A 17,289-nucleotide genomic window follows, 5' to 3' on the forward strand; every position below is an offset into this window, starting at 1 on the left:
GCAGTCACGGTAAATGGCAGGCAGCCGGCACGAATCCGCCCCGGCGGCCCCCGTCGCAGCGGAGGCCACCGCCGACGCTCGTCCGGCAAGACGCCCGGGCGGTCCGGTCCGGGCGCCGGACCGGCAGCGGACGCTCAGGGTGTGGTCTTGAAAGTCTGGCTCTTCGGATCGTACGTGCCTTCCGACACCACCACGTTCAGTTGCTGCACCACATCGCCGGCCACCTCGGTCAGCAGCGACTTCGGCGGCGCCACCGCCACATAGATTTCCGCCGAACTGCCGACGGCCACCGCCAGCAGGTTGTCCAGCACCGTGCCATCCGGTTTCAGCGAATCGACATTGAACAGGAAGGGTGCGGTGGCAGTCGGCGTGCTGGACGGCAGTTTCAGGTCCACCGCATAGCTGTCCGTCCCGAGTTGGAATTTCACGTTCACATTCGCCTGAATACTCATCACTGCTCTCCGGGGGGCAAGGGTTGACCGGTCGCAGGATAACAACCTGTGCACGGCATGAAACACGATGAAAAGATCAATTGTCATATATTCATAGCAGCCACCATTCACTTAGCAATCTTTTGTTTGCTTTTTTTATTCCACCGGCAACGGGAGAACCGCCAGCCCCCCGCCACCCTGCTACGATACGGGCCGTTCCCATCCCCGCCCCTTGCCATGACCACCGCACGCCAGCAGGCCGAAACGCTGTTCCACACCGGCAACCAGCAGATGGAGACAGGCGACGATGCCGGGGCCGAGCGCAGCTTTCTGCTGGCGCTGGCGCAGGACCCCGGGCTGGCCGAGGCGCATGCGAACCTGGCCTATCTGCACGAGCGGGCCGGCGATGCGGCAGCAGCCGAAGCCCGCTACCGGCGCGCCCTCGCCCTCAGCCCCGACTGCCTGCAGATCGCGCTGAACCTGGGCAGCCTGCTGCTGGACGGCAAGCGCTTTGCCGAGGCGGAAGCCATCGGCCGGCAGGCGCTGCAGATCGCACCGGGCGAACCGGCGGCGTGGTCGAATCTGGGCGTGCTGCTGGCCTGCATGAAGCGGGAAGACGAGGCCGAGCAGTGCTATCGCATCGCACTGGCGCTGGATGACGGCTATGACAAGGCGCGCTTCAACCTCAGCTACATCCTGCTGCGCCAGGGCCGCTTCGACGAGGGCTGGCGCTGTCTGGAGGCACGCAACTGGTACGAGTACCTGAACCGGCATTTCACCTTCCCGCGCTGGCGCGGCGAAGCACTGACCGGCAAGTCACTGGTCATCACCATCGAGGCCGGCCACGGCGACATGATCCAGCTCTGCCGCTACGCAGCGGTGCTGAAATCCCGGGGCGCCAGCCGCATCGCCATCATCTGCCACCCCGGCCTGACCACTCTGTTCCGCAGCCTGCAGGACGTCGACGCGGTGTTTTCCATCACCGGCGAGCTGCCGAGCAACGGCTGGGACTACTGGTCGCCGCCGCTCAGCCTGCCGCGGCATTGCCGGACCGACCTGGACAGCATCCCGGCCCGCATTCCGTATCTGGCTGCCGATCCGGCCCGCATCGAAGTCTGGTCACGGCGGCTGTCGACCACCGCACGCCGCGTCGGTCTGGTGTGGAAAGGCAGCCCGGGCTTCGAGAACGACGCCGACCGCTCGCTGCCGTCCGTCGCCCTGCTGGCGCCGCTGGCCTCTGTGCCCGGCATCCAGTTTGTCAGCCTGCAGAAAGGCCGTGGCGAAGACGAGATCGCCGGCGCCCCGCTGCCGCTGCTGCCGCTTGGCGGCGAGCTGCAGGACTTTGCCGAAACCGCAGCCGTGGTGTCGGCGCTGGACCTGGTGATCAGCGTCGACACCGCCGTCGCCCACCTGGCCGGCGCGCTGGGCAAACCGTGCTGGCTGCTGTTGCCGGACTACCGCACCGACTGGCGCTGGCTGACCGAACGCACGGACACGCCGTGGTACCCGACCCTGCGCCTGTTCCGCCAGCCGCCAAGGGGCGGCTGGGAACCGGTGATGGCAAGGGTCGAGCAGGCGCTGCGGGAGTGGGTGGCGGGTTGAGCGCTGAATGGAAAAAGAGCGCCGAAGCGCTCTTTCCTGTTCTGCAAGTCCATCCGGCTAGCGGATTACCACTTGTCCTTGTCGCCGGCAAACACGTTTTCGGCCTTGTGCGGCTTCTTCGCGACGGCTTTCTTCTCCGTGCCGTTACCGGTCCCGGCGGCAGCGGCTGCCTTCGGTTCCGGTGCCAGATCACGCAGTTGCAGCCCGCCGGGCGGGATCTGTTCCAGCGGCATGCGCACGTTTTCCAGATGGCCCTGCGACATGGTCGGTGTGACCTTGTCGATCACCACTTCGCAGCAGTCATACTCGGTCCGGCCCAGCGATTGCCCGGTCTGCGGGTCCTTGATCTCCTGACCCAGCGAGACCAGCGCATAGCGGGCGCCTTCGCGCACCGACTGGCCGCCCTGGCTGAGGATTACCCGGTTGCCTTCGCGCGAAGCGACGGTAATCGGGAAGGTCCGCACCAGGATGGCGCTGACCACCCGTTCGACCATCTGGCTTTCCATGCTCTGGCGAACCGGATCGGCGCCGCTGGCATTCAGCCGGCCGACATCGCCCTTCAGCATGCTGGACAGCTGCACCTGACGGCTGGCGACGTTGATCACCCGCTGCGACAGGGCCCAGTTGCCCGAGTCCTTGCCATAGGAGAACGCGTTCAGCTGACCGGTCCAGACCAGATCGGCGCTGATGGCCTGGCTCATCTTCGAGCGCTCCGCCGACGGCGTCTGCCCGGAACCGATCATTTCCAGTTCCTGCTGCACGTCGTCGGTCAGATCGCGTTCGAGCACGGTAAAGCGACCGGTATTGGTCAGCGCGTTGAGGATCTGCTGACGGACTTCACTCGCGACCCTGGCCGACGGCACCGGCTGGCCGGCCACCTGGAACGACGCGCTGTCGACATGCACCGGGCCGACCACGATGCGCAGGCGGTTGCTGCTGGCCGGCGCGGTGAACTTGGCGATGGTCGCCTCGATCTGCGCGCTGTAGCTCTTGCCCATCAGGCCGGGCTCTTCGAGCTTGACCAGCTTGAAGCCGGTCACCACGCCGCCGGACTGCTGGCTGACGTACTCGGCGAACGCGTGCGCGCTGAGCTGCTCGGCATCCTTGCCGCTGGCCACGCTGAGCACGGCCTTGACCTGCTCCGAGCTCATGTCCATCGACACGCCGTTGACCTGGCGGATCGCCAGTTTCAGCGCTTCCTCGACCGCTTCGGCCGGGCTTGCGCCCAGGCCGGTGGCGGTGGTGGTCACACTGCCCACCTTGCCGGCATCCGGCATCGGCTGCGCCGCGCTGCCCTGGGCAGACGGGGAGGCGGTCGCCTTGTCGGCGGCCTCCTCTTTCGGCGAGCAGGCCAGCAGACCCAGCATCAGGCTGCTGGCACCGATCACGCGTAGCAATTTCATTCAGCCTCCCCTGTCAGTCGCAGTGATTACAGTGCCTTGGTGGCATCCTTGGGCACCGGGATGTCATTGCTCTTGGCGAAGCTGATAGCCTGGTTCAGGGTGTTGTACAGATTCTTGCTGTTGCCCGGGAAGCTGGTGATGATGTACGAACCCGAGCTGAGCTTCGGCAGGTCCATCGGCGATGCGCTGCTCAGTGCCGACTTGAAGCCGTCGAACTGCTTGGCCATGCCGGCATACTTCAGCAGGCCCAGACCCAGCGAGCCCATGCCTTCGGCGTAGGTCTTCTTGGCCTGCGCGTCCAGGGTCACGCCCTGTGCCTGCTGGCCTTCGCTGATTGCCTTGGCAACCTTGCTCTGCACCGAGTCGGCCTTGGCCAGGTTGTCCTTGGTCGCGCCCGAGGTCAGCGCATCGGCTTCGGCCTTGGCCAGGGCGGCGGCATCCTTCGCACCGAGTGCCAGGGCCATCTTCGACTGGGCCATCAGCACTTCCTTGTTGGCGGCAACGTACAGCTCGACCAGCTTGGTCTGCTGGCCGATCAGGTCGCCACCGCTGCTGCTGCTGCTGCCGCCGAGGCTGGCAGCGCCCTTGACGGCGTCGAACATGCCGGCGTGGCTGAGCGGGGCCAGGGCGGCAGCGGCCACGGCGAGGACGATAAGGGATTTGCGCATGATCGAATCACTCCTGAGTAAGGTCGGGTAAAACTATTTGATGAATTCGGTGTTTCAGCGGAGACCGGCGTTGGTCATCTGGCTCAGCAGCTCGCGCGCCACGGTATCGGCGGCTTTTTTCAGCGCGTTGACCTGGGCTTCTTCCTCGGTCGGGCCGAGGCCGGCGACCTGGATCGGGCCGACTTCGGCGCGGGTTTCCGGGATGGTGTCGCTGGCGTCCAGCAGCTTGCCGGTGGCAGCGACCGACACCCGGTACATGCCGGTGGCCGGATCGGTGTCGGGCAGGCGCACGTCCAGCGTGCCGTAGGCGATGTACGGCACCTGGGCGTTCTGCAGGCCGGCGGCCACGTCACGTTCGGTCTGCGGTTGCAGGTCGTTGCCGGACTTGAAGTCGGTTTCGACTGCCTTGATCTTCAGCTTGCCCTTGCTGTACGGCTCCAGGTAGGCAGCGTCGACCACCTTGTAGCCGGCACCGGCGAACACGCCGTTGAACACGCTTTTCAGATAGTTGCTCGGGAAGATCGCGTAGGTCTTTCTGGTTGCCTTGCGCGTGGTGCTGCCGCCGGTTTCCACCGAGGCCCGGTACTGGGCCGAATTGCGGGTGGCGCGACCCTGTTCCTTGATCTCGGCGGTCGCGTATTCACGGTTGGCGAAGCTCTGCGCGGTATCGGTCTGACGCGACACGAAGATGAAGGTCAGCTTGGACTTCTGCCCGCCGCCGTTCTGCGCCACGGCCGAGCCGGCCTTCACTGCATTGTTCAGTTGCGACACATTCAGCGTGGCGCGCACGGTCACGGTGTACTGGCCCATGTCCGGACGGTCTTCCTCGCTGAGGATGGCGGTTTCCAACACATAGCGTTCCGGATCGGCCTGCACCTTGTCGCGGATGGCGTCCAGGTTCTGCGACTGGGCGTCGCCGGCTTCGGCGTAGTACTTCTCCACCGCCCGCAGCTGGGCCTGCAGCACTGCGCGGGCCTTGACCTCGGGGGTGACCTTGCGGCCGAACAGCGAGCTTTCGTATTTGACAGTGGCCTGGCCCTTGGCCGTCGCCGTGGCCGCCATGGCCTGGATTCCGGTCAGCAACATCAGGCTGACGAGAAGGAAACGAATCATTTGCATGATTTCAGAAGCTCCTGGGTCGAAGTGATCTGTTTATTGATGCCCGAGGTGTCGGTCGCCGAGCTCAGCCAGTCGGTCCTGTTGCCGGCCAGGTTGTCGGAAAGCTTGGCGAACAGCCCCTTGATGGCATCGTGGTAGGCGGGGAAGTCGTCGACGCTGCTCTGTGTCACCGGCACCAGCTTGACTTCACCGTTCTTGAAATCGGCGTTCAGGTAATGCTTGCCGGATACCGGCTCCTGGATGTCGACATGGGCGTAGGCGCCATAGATGTAGCTGGCGCCGGCAGCGGATTCGCCGCTCTTGATCTTGCGGAAGCGCGGCACGTCCAGCGCGATGGTGTAATCGGCCTCGGGCAGCTTGAGCATGAACACCTCGCCGTCGGAGATGCGCATCGACATCACGTTGCCGATTGCATAACCCTTCGAGTACGGCAGCAGTGGCACGCCGGTCTTGCTCGACAGGTTTTCCGCAAACAGATCGGCCAGCCAGGTCTCGGCGGCGCCAGGGTTGCGGGTCAGCATCTCGGGCAGCACGGCGCGCGCCTCGTCCGACAGCTTGACCTGGCCAACCTGCAGATAGCGCGGCACATGCTCGGGAATGGTGGCCGCGCCGACAATGTCGACAAAGCGGTTCAGGATGCCCGGCTTGCCCTGGTCGCCGTAGTACAGCGTGCTGAAGCGCGCCTGCATTTCGGCATTGCCCGGCATGTGGTCGATCACGTCGAGGTGGGTGAAACTGAACGGATAGGCGCGCAGCACCGACATGGTCTTGAAGTCGAAGAACATCGCCTGGGCGCGAACCTGGGTCAGCAGTTTCGCCACTGAGCCGAAGCGTTCCGCCGATACCGTTTCCCCGGTGATCAGCAGTGCGACGACGATGGCCTGATCCTGGCCTTTCAGCGAGGTCAGGCCGGTCTGGTTCAGTTCAAAGTGCGCCGGCTTGCTGCTGGCCAGCGCCGACGACAATTGCGCGTTCAGCGTCAGGCCGGCAGCCGTCCGGGATTTCTCCAGCTTCAGGCTGTGCGGAAAGCGCTGCGGAATGGATTTGCTGTCGCCGGAATAGGCAATGCCGGCAAAGGTGACAGTAGCGGCGGAGGCTGTGGTGGCCAGACAGAGCAGGACCACGACCGAGCAACTCGACAGGATTTTCTTGATCACGGAATGGGAACCCAGGTGGCGATACCGGACACGCAGTCCGGAACCCCGGGCTGTTGCCGGTCGACGTCAGTGACATCAGATCAGCAACAATGACAATATGCTGAAACGGCTATTGTTAATTTTCCAGCGCGATAATGTACATGAATGTCATGATTTTCGCCCGGATTTTTATCGCAATTGAATGATGTCCAGCATGGCCCCCGCCTGCGCAGCCTCTGCGACGCGGGCGGGGGGTGCAGCCCGGATTCACTGGCTGATGCTGAGGGTCGACACGCCGACGCCATTGCCCTTGCCGATGCGGATCTGCACCGGAATGCGTTCCTTCATCGCCTCGACATGGCTGATGACGCCGATCATCTTGCCGCTCGCATTCAGGCTGTCGAGCGCATCCAGCGCGATCTCCAGCGTCTCGCCATCCAGCGTGCCGAAGCCCTCGTCGAGGAACAGCGAATCGATCGAGGTCTTGTGGCTGACCAGATCGGACAGCGCCAGCGCCAGCGCCAGGCTGACCAGAAAACTCTCGCCACCGGACAGCGTGCGCGTATCGCGGGCCACATCGCCCTGCCAGGTATCGACTATCTCCAGCTCCAGCTCGCCACCGTGCCGGCGCCGCAGCTGGTAGCGACCGTGCAGCCGCAACAGTTGCCGGTTGGCCAGATGAACCAGATGATCCAGCGTCAGCCCCTGGGCAAACTTGCGGTACTTGTCGCCGCGGGCCGAGCCGATCAGGCCATCCAGTCGCTGCCACAGGTCGACGTCGTCGGCCTGGGCGTCGATCTGCGCCAGCAGCGCCTGCTGACTGGCCCGGCGTTCGTCGTCTGCCGCCAGCAGTGCGCGAATCTCCCCCTGCCGCTGCGCGACGGCGCGGCGCTGTTCGGCCAGCGTGGCCAGTTGCTGTTCCAGCGCCTCGCGGGTCAGTGCCGTAGGCGGCGCGGCGTTCAGCGCATCGAGCGCCTGCTGTGCGGCCTGCAGCAGGGTGTCGGCTTCCAGCCGCTCCTGCTCCAGCCGCGACTTGATGTCCTGCAGGCGCTGGCGCTGGTCATCGTCCAGCAGCGCCGCGCGGAAGGCGGCGGCATCGTCGAACGGGCTGGCCGCCAGCGCCAGTCGCCAGCCGGTATCGGCGCCGGCGACCTGCCGCTGGTGGGCAATCAGGTCGGCGTCCAGTTGCTGCTGCCGGCCATGCAATTGCGCCAGCGTCTGCTGTGCGTCGTCGATACCGGCCACGCAGCGGGCCAGATCGGCAGCCGGATCGGCCACCTCAGGCAGCGGGACGGCCTCCCCCATGCCGAGGGCGTGCCAGCGCTGCTGCCAGTCCTGCGCCTGCCGGGCAGCGGCCTCCGCCAGCGGCTGTTGCCGCAACAGCGCGTCTTTCAGCACCTGCAGGCGTTCCTGCCCCTGCTGCCACTGCGCCCATTCGGCCTCGCGACCGGCCAGCCATGCCGCACTGTCGGCCGGTAGCGCGTGGCCGAAGCCGGCCAGCGTTTCCGCCAGTGCAGCCTGCTGGGCCTCCGCTTCCTGACGGCACCCGGCCAGTTGTTGCCGCAATTCGTCATCCTGCTTGTCACCGGCGGCCAGCGCCTGCTGCGACAGTGCCAACTGCTGCTGCAAGCCGGCCAGTGCCTGCGCCTGGCGATGACAGTCCTGGCGGGCGGCGGTCAGGGCAGCTTCGGCACGGTCGAGTTCGCTGACAGCGGCGGCAGCGGCAGTCAGCGCGTCCTGCTGCCGCTGGCTGCGGGCCTGCAGCGCGGCCGCATCCAGCCAGTCGTCGTCGCCCAGTTCCCATGCCGCGGCAGCGGCCTGCCAGCCGGCGGCCAGCGCATCGGCATCACGCACGGCCTGTGCCTGCTGGATCTCCAGCTGTTCCAGCTGTGTCGCCAGCCGGCTGATGCGTCCGGTCAGCGCCTGCCCGCGTTCGCGCAGCGCTTCCAGTTCGGTGCGCTTCTGCGCCAGAGTCAGCCGGGTCTGCGACGGATCGATGGCGTGATAGGCGGCAATGGACGGGTGTTCATGCGCCCCGCACAGCGGGCAGGCGTCCCCGGGACGCAGGCCGGTACGCAGCACTTCCAGACTCTGGATGCGCTGCTCCTGCTCCAGCAGCGCTTCCTTGTCCGTGATCTGCTCCTGCACATTCTTGTACGCCAGCCGCAGCGCGCGGCGTTCGTCGTCGAGCTGCCGGTGTTCCTGCTGCAGTTGCGTCTGCTGCTCCTGCCATTGCCGTTGCTGCGCGGCCAGCTTGCGCCGCTGTGCCGCAGTGGCTGTCAGCTGTTCGAGCGCATGCACACCCTGCTGCTGCCGCTGCCAGTCGGCACGCAGCATGGCGGCATCCTTGCCGGCCAGTACGGCAAGGCGATGCGCCCCGGCCCGGGTGTCGGCATCGCGGGCAGCCGTCAGCGCCAGACCGGCCTGCGCACATTGCGCCTGCTGGCGCTCAATGTCCTGCGCCAGCGCCTGCTGCCGCGCAGCCAGTTCGTCCCGTGCGGTCTGCAGCCGGTCATGTTCCGTCTGCAGCCGGGCCAGCGCGGCGAACTGACCGCGCCAGCCGCCCAGTTGCTCGCCCAGCCGCGCATGCTGCGGATGGGCGGCCAGCGTCAGCTCCAGCGCCTGCCGCTGCTGCGTGATGGTCTCCAGCCGCTCGCGTTCGGCAGCGGCGAGCTGCGCTGCCCGCGACCGCGCCCGGCCATGCAGGTCGAGCCGTTGCCGTTCGCTGTCCTCACGCTGGCCGGCCAGGGCCGCCAGATCATCGCGGGTACGCTGCCGCGCGGCTTCGGCCTGGGCCAGCGCGGCCGCCAGCGGCCGCAACGCGTCGGCCGGCCCGGCTGCCGCCAGTCGTGCCAGGTCGGCGCCGGCGTCACGCCAGGCAGCTTCCGCAGCCTGACGACGCGCGGCAGCGGCATCCCGGGTCTGTTCGGCCTGGACCAGGTCGGCGCACCATTGCCAGTGCGCCTGCACCGTCGCCGCTTCGGCCGCCAGCACCGTGTCACGTTCGCCCAGCGCTGCGGTTTCGGCCTGCAGCGCGGCGCGGGCCTCGTCACCGAGCAGGTCGACACCGTCGGCGCGCGCACGCAGCTGCTCCAGCGCCAGCCGGGCGTCACGGGTCCGCTCGAACACCCGCTGCGAAATCTGCCCGTAGATGTCGGTGCCGGTCAGTTCTTCCAGCAGCTCGGCGCGTTCGTTGGCACTGGCGTTCAGAAACGCGGCAAAGCCGCCCTGCGCCAGCAACATCGATTTGGTGAAGCGGCCGAAGTCCAGTCCGGTAATGGCTTCGATCCGCTTGAGCTTGTCATTGATATGCGTGGTCAGGATGGTGCCGTCGCCATCGGCCAGCTCCACCCGTGGCGACTGCAGCGCCCCGTCGGCGCGGTCGCGCGAGCGGCGCTGGCTCCAGAATGCGCGATAGCGGGCACCCTTGACCTCGAATTCGACCTCGGCCAGGCAGTCGGCGGTATGCCGGGTCATCAGTTCATTGCTGCCGGCCGACACGGTGTCGAGACGCGGGGTCTTGTGATACAGCGCCAGGCACAGCGCATCGAGCAGTGTGGTCTTGCCGGCGCCGGTCGGTCCGGTAATGGCGAACAGGCCGTTGTCGCGGAACGGCTCGGCACTGAAGTCGATAAACCATTCGCCCTTCAGCGAGTTCAGGTTCTTCAGCCGCAGGGTCAGGATCTTCATGCGGCATCCTCCTGCAGCCCGGCGACGATCTCGCGGTAGCGCCGCTCAAGCCGGGTTTTCAGTTCATCACTCAGGGTTTCGCCCTGCAGCCGGCGGGCGAACACGTCGTCCGGCGTCAGTTCGTCCAGGGTTTCGCTGGCTTCGCCGGTCAGCGCGACGGCGGCGCGGTCGCGGTCGCGACGGATGCGCAGCACCTCGACCGGCAGGCCATCGGTCAGCGCGTCGATGCGGGTCTGCAGGTCGGACAGATAGTCGTCCTCCCGCACCCGGACTTCCAGCCAGACCGGCCGTTCGGCGTCGCCGTGAGTCGCCGCGTCGCGGATGGCGTCACCGAGTTCGGCCAGCGAACCGGCCACGCTGAGCAGGGCCTGGAAGCGCGGCACCGGCAGCGGCGTCACCACGCGCAGGCCACTGCTGTCCAGTTCGACCAGCAGCACTTCCTTGCCCTGCCCGGCCTCGTCGAAGCCGAGCGGAATCGGCGAACCGCTGTAGCGGATATGCTCCAGCCCGCCGACTTTCTGCGGCCGGTGGATATGGCCGAGGGCAATGTAGTCGGCCGGCGGAAACGCGCTGGTCGGGAAGGCATCCAGCGAACCGACGTAGATTTCCCGTACCGACTCGCTGGCGCTGGCGCCGACCGTGGTCAGGTGGCCGGTAGCGATGATCGGCAGGGCATCGCCGCGCGCCTCGCGCAGCCGGCAGGCCTGCGCATGCAGTGCATGGTAGTGGCGGCGGATGGCATCCTGCAGCGACAGCTGCTTGTCTTCGGCACTCTGCCCGGCCTGGCTTTGCAGCACGTCGCGCGGGCGAATGAACGGCACCGCGCACAGCAGCGCCCCCGCCTCGCCATTGCGCTGCGGCAGCAGCAGCACCTGGGCTTCCGGCAGCCCGCCGGCACAGGGGATTACGTGGGCATTCAGCCGCGCCAGCAAGGTCCGGCTCTCGCTCAGCGTCGCCACCGAATCGTGGTTCCCGCCCAGCAGCACCAGCTGCGCGCCGGTTGCCGACAATTCGACCACAAAGTGGTTGTACAGCTCGCGTGCATAGCTTGGCGGCGCGCCGGTATCGAACAGGTCGCCGGCCACGATGACGGCATCAACCTGCTGCGCATCGACCTGGCCAATCAGCCAGTCGATAAAAGCCAGATGCTCGGCCTGGCGTGTCTTGCCCATGAAGTGCTGGCCAAGGTGCCAGTCGGAAGTGTGAAGAATTTTCATGTCAGCCTGAAAAAATACTGTCTCGCGGCAGGTCGGCAAAAACGTGACAAATCAATATGACCGTCGACCAAAAAATCAATTGCTTATATCCTGTCGCCGGCCACGGCAGGCCGGCATTATCCGCTGTATCGCCAATGCCATGTACCGGTACGTGCCGACCCCCACCAGAATTGACGAATCGCATGAAACGCAGATTGCCTGCACGCTTGTCCTCACCGCGCTGCCACCCGCTTGTGCCGCTGGCCCTGACCGCCCTGCTGTCCTCCCCGCTGCATGCCGAGCCGGCACCGCCACCCGCGGCGGCCGGCCACGCTGCAACCGGGGCCGATACGCCGTCGCTGGCACCGCTGACAGTGAGTGCGCGACGGCGCGAGGAACTGGCGCAGGAAGTGCCGGCGCCGGTCAGCGTGGTCGACGGCGCCACGCTGGAGGCCCGGCGCATCGACCGGATCGAGGATATCCAGCAGCTCCTGCCCAGCACCAGTGTCGCCTTTATCAATCCGCGCCAGACCAGCATTGCGGTACGCGGGCTGGGCAACAACCCGGCCAATGACGGACTGGAGGGCAGTACCGGCCTCTATCTGGACAATGTGTACCTGAGCCGCCCGGGCATGGCGGTCTTTGATCTGCTCGATATCGAACAGATCGAGCTGATGCGCGGTCCCCAGGGCACGCTGTTCGGCAAGAACACCACGGCCGGCGTACTGAACATCAGCACCCGCCGGCCGGATTTCACCCCGGAACGCAGTCTGGAGATGTCGGCCGGCCAGCACGGCCGGGTCCAGGCCCGCGCCATGCTGTCCGGGCCGCTGACCGATGAGGTAGCGGGACGGATCGTGGTCTATCGCTCGCAGGATGCCGGCACGGTGACCAATCTGTACAACGGCGACCGGCTCAACGGCGGCCACCGTGACGGCGTGCGCGCCCAGATGCTGTTCACCCCCGATGACAGTTTCAGCCTGCGGCTGATTGCCGACTACAACGCGGAGAAATCCAGTTCCGGCACCCAGGTCATCTACAGTCTCGGCCCCGGCCTTGCGCTGCGCCGGGCGATCGCGGCCGGCGCCACCGGCATCGTCAGCGACCCGACGCGCTATCAGACCAATATTGATGAAACGCCGCGCATCGAGGTCGAACAGGGCGGACTGTCGGCCGAGGCCAACTGGCTGTTCGACAGCGGTTTCCGGCTGACCTCGATCACTGCCGGCCGCTTCTGGAACTACGACCCGGTCGCCACCGACGAGCTGAACGTCAAGGTGCTCGACAACGGGGTGACGGTACGCAACCGCCAGTTGTCACAGGAACTGCGGCTGGCCTCGCCGGCCGGAGGCCGGTTCGACTATGTGGTCGGTGCGTTCTACATGCAGCAGCGGCTGCGCAACCGGCTGTCACTGTCGTTCGGCCCCGCCGCCGACATTTTCCTGCAGGGCGCGCCGACCGGCCTGCTCGCCAGTGTGAGAAGCGAAAACCCCGGCCAGCAGGACACCAGCAGTTATGCGCTGTTCGGCCAGGGCACCTGGCATGTCGACGACCGGTTCGACCTGAGCGCCGGCCTGCGCGCCAGCTATGAACTGAAGGAGGCGCGCGTCACTCGCGACAGCCCGGTCGGCGGTTCCGCCCTGCTGGCGCCGATCCGCAACCAGCCGGGCCTGCTCGGTGCCTACGACAGCGGCACCCTGCGGCTGGAGCAGTGGAGTCCGTCCGCACTGCTGAACGCCAGCTACCGGCTGCGTCCCGACCTGCTCGGCTATATCACGCTGTCGCACGGCGAGAAGTCCGGCGGCGTCAATCTGACCGGCCCCGGCACGGCACCGGGACCGCTGGGCCCGGACTCGCTGCTGGTCGGACCGGAACGGGTCAACAATCTCGACCTCGGTCTGAAAAGCACGCTGTGGGACCACCGCGTGCTGCTGAACGCCAATCTGTTCTGGGCCGAAGTCCACGGCTACCAGACCACGACGCTGGTACCGGTCAAGAGTCTGAGCGGCGCCTATGTGCAGGTGCTGACCAATGCCGGCGATGTCCGCACCCGCGGCGCCGAGCTGGACCTGCAGGTGCTGCCGCTGCGCGGACTGACGCTGACGCTGAATGCGTCGCTGAACGATGCCCGCTACCGCCGCTACGACAATGCCCCATGCCCGGCCGAGGTCAACATCCCGTACCCGAACGCAGTCTGCAGCCTGAGCGGCCGCCAGGTCGCCGGCGCGCCGCGCTGGATCGTCAATCTGTCAGGGGAATACCGGTACCGCTGGTCGGCTGATGTGCAACACTATCTGAGTGCGGCCTATGCATGGCGCTCGGGTCAGGACGGGACACTGGACGGTTCGGTCTATTCGCGCATCCCGGCCTATGGCCTGCTCGACCTGGCCACCGGCTGGCGCCTCGGGCATGGCGCTTCGCTATGGAGTCTCTCACTCTGGGCACGTAATGTGCTCGACAAGCGCTACTTCCCGGCCGTCGCCGCCACAGCCAACGGGGCATACACCGCGTCGGTCGGCACGCCGCGCACGCTGGGCGCCACCGTACGCTACGATTTCTGAACCATGACCAACATCATGTCCCCACTCCCGGGCTGCTGATCTTGACGTTATCCACTCTGCAGATCCTGATGCTCGGCGCCCCCGGCATCGCCTTGCTGTTCGCCAGCGGTTTCCTGTTCGCCTGGCACACCTCGCGCAGCGAACGCCATCTGCTGCACCTGGCCGGCAGCTATGCGCTGTTCGCCGGCGGCATGTCCATGCAGATCCTGGCGGTGCCGGGCGATCTGTCGCTGAACGCCATGCTGTCGGTCACGCTGTACACGCTCAGCGCCCTGCTGCTGGCCGACGGGGCCCTGCGCCGTGCGGGCCGGCATCTGCCGCTGCCACTGGCCATCCTGATGCTGGCGGGGATGGTCGGCGCCACCTATGTGCTGTGCTATGTCACGCCGGATCTGACCCGGCGCGTCCGCCTGCACAACTTCGGCTTCTTCATTCTGTTCCTGCTGACCGCGCTGCAGCTGTATCCGGCATCGCGGCGGCGACGGATCGACCGGGCGGTGTTCTGGGTGTTTCTGGCTTTCGCGCTCGGCTTCATCCCGCGCATGCTGCTGGCGCTGAAGCCGCTGTCGCCGCTGCCGGACCAGTACGGCCATTCGCCGTTCTGGCTCACGCTGCAGATGTCATTGCTGATTTTCAGCGTGCTGCTGGCGCTGACCCTGCTGACGGCGATGATGCTGGACCGGATCGAGCTGCTGAGCCGCGAACGCGACCAGGATGTGCTGACGCGCCTGCTGAACCGCCGCGGCTTCGACAGCCAGGCCACCCATCGTCTGCGGGACCCCGGCTTTCACCCGGTCTGCGTCATTATCTGTGACATCGACCACTTCAAGCGGGTCAACGATGCGTTCGGCCATGCCGCCGGCGACGCCGTGCTGGAGACCTTCGGTACGCTGGTGCGGCACCGGCTGCGGCCGGACGATGCCGCCGGTCGCATCGGCGGCGAGGAATTCGCCATTCTGCTCGCCAACACCGATCTGGACGGCGGGCTGGGCTTTGCCGAGCGCCTGCGCGCCGAGTTTGCCCAGAGCACTTTTCCGCTGGTGCCGGCATCACGGCAGATCACGGCCAGCTTCGGCGTGGTGACCTGCCATCCGTACGAAACGCTGGCCGACAGCCTCGCCCGTGCCGACAGCCTGCTGTACGCAGCCAAGCATGCCGGTCGCAACCGCACCGTTTTGCAGCCCGCCTGAGAAAAACCCGGCACCGCAGCGGTGCATGAGCAGCAACTCATATTGCGATTTGCGCGGCTAGAGCATAGTATTTACTCACATTTTTCACTGGCATTTATGCGAATTGCAAAACGGTTCGCTGCGCATGACCAGATTCCCAGCATTAGCCCTCATTTCCGTGCAATCCACGGATTGACTGCTTGTCGGACAGAATTTCTTCTTGCATGGACCCGTTCCCTCGCGCCCTCCGGCCGACGGACGGTTTTTTCATTTTCCGCAGCGTGCCGTCGTCTATGAATCGCGAAACCCTTTCCGTCCAGGACATCATTGCCCTGGGCTTCATGACCTTTGCCCTTTTTGTGGGTGCAGGCAACATCATCTTCCCGCCGATGGTCGGTTTCGAGTCCGGCAGCCAGGTCTGGCCTGCCGCCGCCGGCTTCCTGATCACCGCCGTCGGCCTGCCGATCGCCACCGTGGTCGCCATGGCCCGCGCTGGCGGTGGGCTGGGCCGGCTGACCCTGCCGCTGGGCCGCACCGCCGGCATGGTGCTGGCGGTAGTCTGCTACCTCGCCATCGGTCCGCTGTTCGCCGTTCCGCGCACGGCCGTGGTCACCTATGAGGCCGGAATCGCGCCGGCACTCGGCCACAGCGACCTGCACCTGCTGCTGTTCTCGATCATCTATTTCGTGCTGGTCCTGCTGATCTCGCTGAAGCCGGGTCGCCTGCTCGACAGCGTCGGCAAGTGCCTGGCGCCGCTGAAGATCGCTGCCCTGGCCATCCTTGGCGTCGCCGCCTGTCTGTGGCCGGCCGGCACCGTCGGCCCGGTCGCCGCCAGCTATCAGGACAGCGCCCTGTCCCAGGGCATGGTTGCCGGCTACCAGACCATGGATACGCTGGGCGCGCTGATGTTCGGCCTGGTCATCGCCAACGCCATCCGCTCGCGCGGCATCACCTCGACCCGCTCGATTGCCCGCTACACCGTGATTGCCGGCCTGATCGCCGGCACCGGTCTGGTGCTGGTCTACCTGAGTCTGTTCCAGCTCGGCAACACCAGCCATGGCATCGCCAGCGACGCCAGCAACGGCGCCGCGCTGCTGCACGCCTATGTCCAGCACACCTTCGGCACCGGCGGCAGCACCTTCCTCGCCGTGCTGATCGGCATCGCCTGCCTGGTCACGGCCGTTGGCCTGATCACCGCCTTCAGCGAATTCTTCAGCGAACTGCTCGGCGTGTCATACAACAAGATCGCCATCACCACCGCCCTGTTCTCGCTGCTGGTATCGAATATGGGTCTGGATGCGCTGCTGCGGGTATCGCTGCCGGTGCTGACCGCCGTCTACCCGCCGTGCATCGTCATGATCCTGCTCAGCTTTATCGAGTCGAAGTGGCGCTCGCCGCGACTGGTGGTCGCGCCGACCATGGCGATCGCCCTGCTGTTCGGCATCGCCGACGGCATCAAGGCCGCCGGTCTGGAAGCCTGGGGACTGGATCAGGTCGCCGCCCTGCCGCTGGCCAGCGAAGGCATGAGCTGGCTGGTGCCGTCGCTGACGGTGCTGGTCTGCTGCGCGCTGGCCGACCGCTTCGTGCCGCGCCATGCCGAGCGGACGGTGGCGCAGGACAGCTGACGCCAGAAACGGCCTGCCGCGCACGGGGCGCTGCCCTGTTGCGCCGGCAGCCGGTAAAATCGGCGGTTTCCGCTTTCAGTCAGCGCCGCCATGTCAGATTTTTCCCAGCTTGAGCAACAGTTCGCCTTCATCATCGAGATCGACCGGCTCAAGGCCGTTCTGCGCAAGAACAAGCCGGTCACGATCGATCGCTACGAGAATACTGCCGAGCACAGCTGGCAGGTTGCGCTGCTGGCGCTGACCCTGACCCGGCATGCCACCGAGCCGGTCGATACCGACAAGGTGATCAGGATGCTGCTGCTGCACGATCTGGCCGAAATCGACACCGGCGATGCCATCCTGTACGGCGACAACCACCATGGCGCCGAGCGCGAGCAGGCCGAGCGCACGGCGGTACAGCGCATCTTCGGTCTGCTGCCCGACGCGCAGGCAGCGACCTTCTTTGACATCTGGCAGGAATTCGAAGATCAGCGCACGCCGGAAGCGCGGTTCGCCCATGCCATGGACCGGCTGATGCCGGTGCTGCTGAATCTGGCGCTCGGCGGCCAGAGCTGGCGCGAAAATGGTGTCAGCAAGGCACAGGTGCTGGCACGCGCCGTGTCCCAGGTCGCGCTCGGCTGTCCGCTTGCCGCCGACTGGCTGCGCGACAAGCTGGACTCGGCCGACGCGGCCGGTTTCTTCGGCTGATC

At 66.2% G+C, this 17,289-nt stretch carries 13 protein-coding genes; 6 read left to right on the plus strand and 7 right to left on the minus strand.

Annotated elements, in window-relative coordinates; genetic code table 11:
• Positions 1 to 134: 134 nt before the first annotated feature.
• A complete protein-coding gene (locus Q352_RS0112475) occupies positions 135 to 428 on the minus strand; it encodes a hypothetical protein (protein WP_169735651.1) in 294 nt (97 codons plus the stop codon).
• Positions 429 to 668: 240 nt separating this feature from the next.
• On the opposite strand from Q352_RS0112475, the gene Q352_RS0112480 reads away from it, so the two are divergent.
• On the plus strand, positions 669 to 2,033 hold the full coding sequence (locus tag Q352_RS0112480; RefSeq protein WP_028499639.1) for a tetratricopeptide repeat protein: 1,365 nt from the start codon (positions 669 to 671) through the stop codon (positions 2,031 to 2,033).
• A gap of 65 nt (positions 2,034 to 2,098) precedes the next feature.
• Here the strand turns inward: Q352_RS0112480 and Q352_RS20955 are convergent, their stop codons facing one another.
• Positions 2,099 to 3,031, minus strand: coding sequence for a CsgG/HfaB family protein (locus Q352_RS20955; RefSeq protein ID WP_373280118.1), 933 nt, complete (start codon positions 3,029 to 3,031; stop codon positions 2,099 to 2,101).
• Between Q352_RS20955 and Q352_RS24440 the strand changes: the two genes are divergently transcribed.
• A complete protein-coding gene (locus Q352_RS24440; protein WP_373280119.1) occupies positions 2,933 to 3,427 on the plus strand; it encodes a tRNA nucleotidyltransferase/poly(A) polymerase-related protein in 495 nt (164 codons plus the stop codon). The two genes, Q352_RS20955 and Q352_RS24440, sit on opposite strands and share 99 nt — an antisense overlap.
• A gap of 35 nt (positions 3,428 to 3,462) precedes the next feature.
• Here the strand turns inward: Q352_RS24440 and Q352_RS0112490 are convergent, their stop codons facing one another.
• The 5 genes from Q352_RS0112490 to sbcD all read right to left on the minus strand — a co-directional run bounded on the left by Q352_RS0112490 (position 3,463) and on the right by sbcD (position 11,266).
• On the minus strand, positions 3,463 to 4,104 hold the full coding sequence (locus tag Q352_RS0112490) for a hypothetical protein (RefSeq protein WP_028499640.1): 642 nt from the start codon (positions 4,102 to 4,104) through the stop codon (positions 3,463 to 3,465).
• A gap of 54 nt (positions 4,105 to 4,158) precedes the next feature.
• Positions 4,159 to 5,223, minus strand: coding sequence for a hypothetical protein (locus Q352_RS0112495; RefSeq protein ID WP_028499641.1), 1,065 nt, complete (start codon positions 5,221 to 5,223; stop codon positions 4,159 to 4,161).
• On the minus strand, positions 5,214 to 6,380 hold the full coding sequence (locus Q352_RS0112500; protein WP_211249626.1) for a hypothetical protein: 1,167 nt from the start codon (positions 6,378 to 6,380) through the stop codon (positions 5,214 to 5,216). The genes Q352_RS0112495 and Q352_RS0112500 overlap by 10 nt, the downstream gene beginning before the upstream one ends.
• A 246-nt stretch (positions 6,381 to 6,626) precedes the next feature.
• Positions 6,627 to 10,049 (minus strand): AAA family ATPase, encoded by a 3,423-nt coding sequence (locus Q352_RS0112505; RefSeq protein WP_028499643.1) that lies wholly within the window; start codon positions 10,047 to 10,049, stop codon positions 6,627 to 6,629.
• Complete coding sequence (gene sbcD, locus Q352_RS0112510; protein ID WP_028499644.1) at positions 10,046 to 11,266, minus strand: exonuclease subunit SbcD; 1,221 nt, start codon at positions 11,264 to 11,266, stop codon at positions 10,046 to 10,048. Before sbcD ends, Q352_RS0112505 begins: the two co-directional genes overlap by 4 nt.
• A gap of 182 nt (positions 11,267 to 11,448) precedes the next feature.
• On the opposite strand from sbcD, the gene Q352_RS0112515 reads away from it, so the two are divergent.
• The 4 genes from Q352_RS0112515 to Q352_RS0112530 all read left to right on the plus strand — a co-directional run bounded on the left by Q352_RS0112515 (position 11,449) and on the right by Q352_RS0112530 (position 17,287).
• A complete protein-coding gene (locus tag Q352_RS0112515; protein WP_051528923.1) occupies positions 11,449 to 13,806 on the plus strand; it encodes a TonB-dependent receptor in 2,358 nt (785 codons plus the stop codon).
• A 41-nt stretch (positions 13,807 to 13,847) separates the two neighbouring features.
• Positions 13,848 to 14,996, plus strand: a complete 1,149-nt coding sequence (locus Q352_RS0112520) for a GGDEF domain-containing protein (RefSeq protein WP_028499646.1) — start codon at positions 13,848 to 13,850, stop codon at positions 14,994 to 14,996.
• 272 nt (positions 14,997 to 15,268) lie between these two features.
• Positions 15,269 to 16,600 carry a branched-chain amino acid transport system II carrier protein gene (gene brnQ / locus Q352_RS0112525; RefSeq protein ID WP_028499647.1) on the plus strand — a complete coding sequence of 444 codons (1,332 nt, stop codon included), beginning with the start codon at positions 15,269 to 15,271 and terminating at the stop codon, positions 16,598 to 16,600.
• A gap of 90 nt (positions 16,601 to 16,690) precedes the next feature.
• Positions 16,691 to 17,287, plus strand: a complete 597-nt coding sequence (locus tag Q352_RS0112530; RefSeq protein WP_028499648.1) for an HD domain-containing protein — start codon at positions 16,691 to 16,693, stop codon at positions 17,285 to 17,287.
• Positions 17,288 to 17,289: the final 2 nt, after the last annotated feature.

Source organism: Microvirgula aerodenitrificans DSM 15089 (assembly GCF_000620105.1).
Taxonomy (GTDB): domain Bacteria; phylum Pseudomonadota; class Gammaproteobacteria; order Burkholderiales; family Aquaspirillaceae; genus Microvirgula; species Microvirgula aerodenitrificans.